The organism is Enterococcus sp. NBRC 3427 (assembly GCF_007996925.1).
Classification (GTDB): domain Bacteria; phylum Bacillota; class Bacilli; order Lactobacillales; family Enterococcaceae; genus Enterococcus_B; species Enterococcus_B lactis.
The window spans coordinates 1-7,194 of record NZ_BJLL01000086.1; the positions used below are offsets into that span (position 1 = coordinate 1).

Sequence of the window (7,194 nt, forward strand, 5' to 3'; positions counted from 1 at the left end):
AAAGGAGAGATCGTGACATCGTCACGACCTCTTTTTTGACGATTATGATACAAAAAACACCATTTATGAATGAAATGCAAATAACGGCCGTTCTTGAGATATGATTTTAATTGGGAAAAACTTATCGATAAGGAGGTCTTTATGAAAAAAAGACTGTTATGGTGTTTGCTGTCTCTATCCCTAAGTTTAACAAGTCAACCAGTTTTTGCAGAAGAAACACAGCGTTCTCTGATCACAGGCGCACGTATGTACAAAAATATTTATGCGCAGACATCAGCGTTTGATTCTGCGTTCCCTGAAACAGAAGAACGGGCTTTGCAGCCAAGGTTTGGTTATTTTTGGTATTGTCCGTCATGTGATTACGAAAGTTGCTGGCATTTCTTCCATTCAACAGCTGCAGCTTTTGCTGTTACCCATGCTCAGAAATATGATGGGCATCATCCTGTCATTTATGAGGTATAGGTATGAACAAAAAAGAAAAATTAATCTCGTTGATCGTATTGGTTTGCCTTGTTCTTCTGGTCACTGTCATAGGCTATCAGAAATACCATGAGAACATCAGACCTACTAAAGAGTCTTCCCCATCCTCAACCGTTGAAACAGAAACAATAAATAGTCAGACAGAATAATTTTTTAGTTTAAAGAGGTGCAATGGGTCGAAAGAGGGGTATCTGAACAATAGAACGTTTGTCATTAAGAAAGTTCGGTTTTTCACTTGATGTAATCGCTGAGAAAACATTTTTTTATAAAAAAATATCGAAAAACTCTAGCGTTTTTGTAAACGGTATGATATACTATAGGAGTAGTTTTTGTTCGGTAATCTGTGGTAGCTTGTTTCAAATAAACATCTTCCAGATATACACCATTCAAGTAATTGCAAAATATGTGTTGAAACACAAGGAGGATTTTTATTATGGAAACAGGTACAGTAAAATGGTTTAACTCAGAAAAAGGATTTGGATTCATCACTGCAGAAAACGGAAACGATGTATTCGTTCATTTCTCAGCTATCCAAGGCGACGGATTCAAAACTTTAGAAGAAGGCCAAGCAGTAACTTTCGACGTTGAAGAAGGTCAACGCGGACCTCAAGCAACAAACGTTACTAAAGCTTAATTCACCCATACTAAAAATAAAAGTCCAGACATTTACGTGTCTGGGCTTTTTTGTCTTTTTTTCCTTAAAAAGCGATGAGAGTATTTTTCTGCACTTTGTAGTATAATTTCAAAAGAACATTAGAGGCAGGAGAAGAGGAAGATATTTTGAAACCAAGAACTTATGCAGTCGTTGATATCGAGACGACTGGGACGAATCCAAAAGAAGATCGGATCATCCAATTTGGCTGCGTCATGATTGAAGCTGGTCGGATTACTTCACGTTTTTCGATCGATATTCATCCAGGGCGGAAGATTTCAAAACAAATCCAGCATTTAACAGGGATCACGAATCAACGCGTCCAAAAAGCGCCTTATTTTGAAGATGTCGCCCAAACGATTTACAATCTTTTGGCAGACACCATATTTGTCGCGCATAATATTTATTTTGATTATAACTTTTTGAACCATGAACTCATGCGATGCGGACTTCCTAGTTTGAAGATACCGGGCATCGATACCGTAGAACTTGCACAAATTTTCTTGCCGACGGAACCAAGTTTTCGCTTAGCTGATTTGTCAGAAAGCCTTGGATTTATTCATGAGAATCCTCATCAGGCGGATAGTGATGCCGAAGTGACAGGTCAGCTTCTTTTACTGATCGAAGAACGAATGAGGAAATTGCCGATCATCACATTAGAGCAGATTGCACGATTGAGTAGCCATACAGGAATGGATACGAGTCGTTTCATTTACCACGTGCTTGAAGAAATGAAAGAAAACCCGGAGCCCCTTGATCTCTCATTAGAAATCGTCGATGGGCTAGCTTTGCAGAAAAAAGAAGTGGAATTATTCACATCCGTCCATTATGGCGAGCGGACATATCCAAGAAAAAAACAAGCAAAAGAAAAAATGTTTGGTAAAACACTGATGTATCGAAAAGAACAGAACAGGCTGATGAATGCTGTCTACGACCATTTCACAAAAGATGAATCAAAAGATTTGATGATCGAAGCAGCTACAGGAATGGGTAAAACGATTGGTTATCTGTTGCCTTTGAGTTATTTGGCTACACCTGAAAAACCAGCTGTCATCAGCACCGTTTCGCTTGTTTTGCAGCAGCAGATCATGGAAAAAGACATTCCATTACTGAATCAATTGCTAGATCAGCCGATACAACCTGTGATTATCAAAAGCTATCGCCACTATATTGATTTACAGCGTTTTAAAGGTACACTTGTGGAACCGCCGGGACAAAAACAATATGCTTTGTACCAAATGGCTGTCTTAGTTTGGCTAACACAAACGAAGACCGGTGATTTGGATGAATTACATTTAACTAATCTGAACCATGCATTCTTTGCAGATGTCGCGCACAGAGGCACCGGGTTTTTAGCAAGGAATCAGTCGTTTTACAAACAAGACTTTGTGCGTTTCTTGCAAAAGAAAATCAAACAAAGCAATTTTTTGATTGTCAACCATGCATTTTTAGTACAAGAAACACAGCGAAAAGAACCATTGCTTCCAGCTAGTCCTTATTTGTTGATTGATGAAGTGCATCATTTGCCGGAAATTGCTGAAAAAGTAAATGATAAACGACTAAGTATTAACTACTTCCATAAACAAATCCAGCAGCTGGAAGAGCCGAATCAGTTATTTGACCGCATACAAAGTTATTTGCCGAAGGAACATGAAGCCTTACGCTGGTTGTCGATTTATCGAGAAGAACTATCTGCGCTATGCGAAGCGCAGATTTGCGTGGCAGAGGGATTAATGAACTTAGTAAGCAGCAAACAACCTAACGGACAATATCCAGAAGAAGTCATGATGACAAAAGAAATGTTGGATCAGCTGCCACTGGAATCTGGGACAGCAATGGATCATCTGCAACTTTTCTATCAAGAAATCCAACAACTACAATCACAAATGCGCTTGACTTTTGAGATTATCCAAGAAAGTTGGACCAACCAGATGCGGATCGATTTAGCAAGTTTATATAGCTTATTTGATCAATTAGACAAGCAATACTTGCTGATGGACCAATGGCTAGAAGACTGGCGAGATCATTTGATCCATTGGTTCGTTCCCGGGAATACAGCACAGCAGATGATTTTTCATCTCCATGATTTTCAAGCGGCGATGTTGCCGTCAACTGTGTGGTATCCTCGATATGACCATATTCTTTATATTGGAGGAACGCTGAAGATCGGACCTAATCGACAGTATCTCTCTAAACGACTTGGCATTGAAGCAGCACCTCTTAAAGTGATTGCTTCTCCTTATGATTACGAGAAACAGGCAAGAATCTATGTGCCGAAAGAAGCACCTGCAGTCCATCAAGTCAGCAATCAAGCATATATCGATTATTTAGAAGCAGCACTCACTGGATTGATTGAACAAGAAGATCGGCCGATCCTTGTTTTATTCACTTCTCATGATGTTTTGCAAAAGGTATATCAGAAAATGCATTTGTCTATGCTAGAAAAAGGACGTGAAATTCTTGCTCAAGGATTTGGAGGAAGTCGGGAAAAACTTTTGAAACGCTTCATTTTGTCAGAAAAAAGCGTATTATTTGGTGCTGACAGCTTTTGGGAAGGCGTAGATTTACCTGGAGATGCTTTGCAGATCGTTGTAGTCACACGTTTACCCTTCGACAACCCGTTACGTCCGATGGTCAAAGCTAGGAATGCTTATCTGGAATCAGAGGGAATCAATCCTTTTTATCAGGAATCCGTGCCTAAAGCAGCTTTGAAGTTACGCCAAGCATTAGGTCGTTTGATAAGGACGGAGACAGATCGTGGCGTATTACTTATTTTGGATCGGAGATTAGTCACTGCAAAATATGGTGCACGAATCATCCATGCATTACCGAAAAAAGTACCGATAAAAGAGCTAGCTATGGATGAAATCTATCAGGATATCCATGAATTCTTAAAGAAAAATGAAGAAGGAAGTTAAAGGTGCCGTCTTTTTTCATCATTAAAATCTGCTATAATGAAAAGGAATGAAGATAAAGGAGCGACGACCCTTGAAGAAAAAACAGACAAAGGAAAAAACGGTTAATCGCGTGTTGCTTGGCTTGATCGTATTTTTATTAGCGGTCATCGTGATCAGCTCGATTTTTTACTTGCGTTCTAGTCGTCCGGCGGTCCAGGCGAAAAAAGAAGCAGTAGAAATCGCAAAGAAATATGCAAATCTCGAGGAAGCCGATCATTTTTACTGGTTTACTCGAAAGAAAACGTACTTTTCATTGACGGGTACGAATGATAAAGGAAAAGAAATCGCCGTTATCATTCCTAAATCTGGTGAAAAAGTAAAAGTATTGGATCAAACGAAGGGATTGACTGAAAACGAAGCGAAACAAACAATTGCTGCAGCTCATCCTGAAATCCAAATCGAAAAAGCAGCTTTAGGAATGTACGATGATCAGCCTGTATGGGAAGTAGTAGGAAAAGAAACAAATGGAAAATTGAATTATTACCTGATTGGTTTTGAATCAGGAGATGAAGTCAAGACAATCAAGGGAATTTAATAGGTAAAGGAATGAATGGGATGGAGTTATCAAAAAGAACGAAACGATTAGAACCATCTGTTACTTTGGCAGCTGCGGCAAAAGCCAAGGCGTTAAAAGCAAAAGGAAGAGATGTGCTGAGTTTGACTGTGGGAGAACCGGATTTTGCGACACCAGAAAACATCCAAGAAGCAGCAATCGAAGCAATCCGCAACGGAAAAGCTAGCTATTATACACCAACAGCAGGAATCCCAGAACTTCGGCAGGCGATCGTTGATTATCTGAAGAAAAATGATGGACTTGTCTATGAATCTTCACAAACGGTCGTAACAGATGGCGCGAAATTTGCTTTGTATACACTTTTTCAAACAATCCTGGACCCGCAAGATGAAGTCATCATTCCTGTGCCTTATTGGGTCAGTTACGGCGAGCAAGTGAAACTGGCAGAAGGCCTGCCTGTCTTTGTGAAAGGGAAAGAATCTAATAACTGGAAAGTTACTGTTGAACAGTTAGAACAAGCACGTTCAGGAAAAACAAAAGCCGTGATCATCAATTCGCCATCGAATCCGACTGGAATGATTTATAGCAAGAATGAACTGCAGGCAATTGGTGAATGGGCAGTAAAAAATGATATTTTGATAGTTGCTGATGATATTTATGGTCGTTTAGTTTATAATGGCAATGAGTTTACTCCAATTGCAACGATTTCAGAAGCAATCAAAAATCAGACCATTATCATCAATGGCGTGTCTAAGACATATGCGATGACAGGCTGGCGCATCGGTTATGCGGTTGGGAATCCTGAAATTATCAATGGAATGATCGCTGTTGCTTCCCAATCAACTAGCAATCCGACAGCAGTCAGTCAATATGCAGCTGTTGAAGCATTGAAAGGTGAGCAAGACACAGTGGAAGAAATGCGGAACGCCTTTGAAGAACGCCTGAATACGTTATATCCGCTTGTGGCAGAACTGCCAGGTGTTTCTCTTGAAAAGCCGCAAGGAGCTTTCTATCTTTTTCCTAATGTAAAAGAAACGCTACGCATGTGTAAGTATGAAAATGTCACACAATGGGTAGAAGATCTTTTAGAAGAAACAGGGGTAGCACTTGTGACTGGCGAAGGCTTTGGGGCACCAGAAAATGTCCGCATGAGTTATGCGACTGATCGTGCTACGTTAGAAGAAGCGGTACGCAGAATCAAGCAATTTATTGAGAGTAAAAGTCAAAATTAATCCTGAAGAAATTCAAGGAATATAAAAGGAGAGTCATACGTGGAACAAATTCAAATCATCGATTCGAAAAACCATGTGGGAGAAACAGTAACAATCGGCGCTTGGGTCGCAAATAAACGATCAAGCGGAAAAATCGCATTTTTACAATTAAGAGACGGAACAGCCTTCTTCCAAGGGGTAGTTGTAAAAAGCGAAGTGCCAGAAGAAGTTTTCCAAACAGCTAAAAATCTGCACCAAGAAACATCCGTGCTAGTAACTGGAGAAATCCGTGAAGACAGCCGTTCAAAATTCGGTTATGAAATCGGGATTACAAATGTGGAAGTAGTAAGCGAGAGCCACGATTATCCAATCACACCAAAAGAACACGGAACAGATTTCTTGATGGATCATCGTCATTTATGGCTACGTTCTTCAAGACAACATGCAATCATGCAAATCAGAAATGAAATCATTCGTGCAACGTATGAATTCTTTAATCAACATCATTTTGTCAAAATCGATCCGCCAATCTTGACTGGTTCAGCACCAGAAGGCACAACAGATCTATTCGAAACAAACTACTTTGATCAAAAAGCCTATTTATCTCAAAGTGGCCAATTATATATGGAAGCTGCTGCTATGGCTTTCGGAAAAGTCTTTTCATTCGGTCCGACTTTCCGTGCTGAAAAATCAAAGACACGCCGTCACTTGATTGAATTCTGGATGATCGAACCAGAAATGGCCTTCACTCATCAAGAAGAAAGTTTAGAAGTACAGGAGCAATATGTAGCCTTCTTAGTACAAAATGTTTTAGATCATTGTGAATACGCATTGGATGTACTAGGACGAGACAAAGAAGTCTTAAAAACTTATACAAAATTGCCATTCCCTCGTATTACTTACGATGATGCAATCGAATTACTGAAGAAAAATGGATTTGATGACATCGAATGGGGCGAAGATTTTGGTTCACCTCATGAAACGTTCATTGCGAATTCATTCGAACAACCTGTCTTTATCCTAAACTATCCAAAAGCCATCAAGCCATTCTACATGAAACCACATCCAACAAGAGAAGACGTGGTGATCTGTGCAGATATGATCGCACCAGAAGGCTACGGTGAAATCATTGGCGGAAGCGAACGGGCAACGGACTATGATTTCTTGTTAGAACAAATCCGTGATCACGGTTTGGATGAAAAAGAATATTCATGGTACCTTGATTTACGTAAATACGGTTCTGTTCCGCACTCTGGTTTTGGTCTAGGTCTTGAACGAACAGTCACTTGGATTGCTGGTATCGACCATGTGCGTGAAGCTATTCCATTCCCACGTTTGTTGAACCGAATTTATCCATAAGAAGTGATGAAAAAGCTGTTT

The 7,194-nt window shown here is 39.9% G+C and carries 7 protein-coding genes; all 7 read left to right on the plus strand.

Annotated features, from left to right (window positions below; all coding sequences use genetic code 11):
* The first annotated feature begins 141 nt into the window (after positions 1-141).
* The 7 genes from ESP02_RS12525 (at position 142) to asnS (ending at position 7,173) form a co-directional block, all read left to right on the plus strand.
* Positions 142-462, plus strand: a complete 321-nt coding sequence (locus ESP02_RS12525; protein ID WP_038398570.1) for a hypothetical protein — start codon at positions 142-144, stop codon at positions 460-462.
* Positions 463-464: 2 nt separating this feature from the next.
* Positions 465-629, plus strand: a complete 165-nt coding sequence (locus tag ESP02_RS13375) for a hypothetical protein (RefSeq protein ID WP_002291763.1) — start codon at positions 465-467, stop codon at positions 627-629.
* Between the two features lie 284 nt (positions 630-913).
* Entirely contained in the window at positions 914-1,114 is a 201-nt protein-coding gene (locus ESP02_RS12530; RefSeq protein ID WP_002288762.1) for a cold-shock protein, read from the plus strand.
* A 146-nt stretch (positions 1,115-1,260) separates the two neighbouring features.
* On the plus strand, positions 1,261-4,050 hold the full coding sequence (locus ESP02_RS12535) for a helicase C-terminal domain-containing protein (protein ID WP_038398572.1): 2,790 nt from the start codon (positions 1,261-1,263) through the stop codon (positions 4,048-4,050).
* Between the two features lie 46 nt (positions 4,051-4,096).
* Positions 4,097-4,624: a DUF5590 domain-containing protein gene (locus ESP02_RS12540; protein WP_038398574.1), complete on the plus strand. Its 528-nt coding sequence runs from the start codon at positions 4,097-4,099 to the stop codon at positions 4,622-4,624.
* A gap of 20 nt (positions 4,625-4,644) precedes the next feature.
* Positions 4,645-5,835 carry a pyridoxal phosphate-dependent aminotransferase gene (locus ESP02_RS12545; RefSeq protein WP_002291769.1) on the plus strand — a complete coding sequence of 397 codons (1,191 nt, stop codon included), beginning with the start codon at positions 4,645-4,647 and terminating at the stop codon, positions 5,833-5,835.
* Between the two features lie 39 nt (positions 5,836-5,874).
* Positions 5,875-7,173, plus strand: coding sequence for an asparagine--tRNA ligase (gene asnS, locus ESP02_RS12550; RefSeq protein ID WP_002308688.1), 1,299 nt, complete (start codon positions 5,875-5,877; stop codon positions 7,171-7,173).
* The last annotated feature ends 21 nt before the right edge of the window (positions 7,174-7,194 follow it).

Coding starts and splice junctions, on each gene's coding strand:
- ESP02_RS12525 (WP_038398570.1), top strand. CDS start 142: ATGAAAAAAAGACTGTTATGGTGTTTGCTGTCTCTATCCCTAAGTTTA.
- ESP02_RS13375 (WP_002291763.1), top strand. CDS start 465: ATGAACAAAAAAGAAAAATTAATCTCGTTGATCGTATTGGTTTGCCTT.
- ESP02_RS12530 (WP_002288762.1), top strand. CDS start 914: ATGGAAACAGGTACAGTAAAATGGTTTAACTCAGAAAAAGGATTTGGA.
- ESP02_RS12540 (WP_038398574.1), top strand. CDS start 4,097: ATGAAGATAAAGGAGCGACGACCCTTGAAGAAAAAACAGACAAAGGAA.
- ESP02_RS12545 (WP_002291769.1), top strand. CDS start 4,645: ATGGAGTTATCAAAAAGAACGAAACGATTAGAACCATCTGTTACTTTG.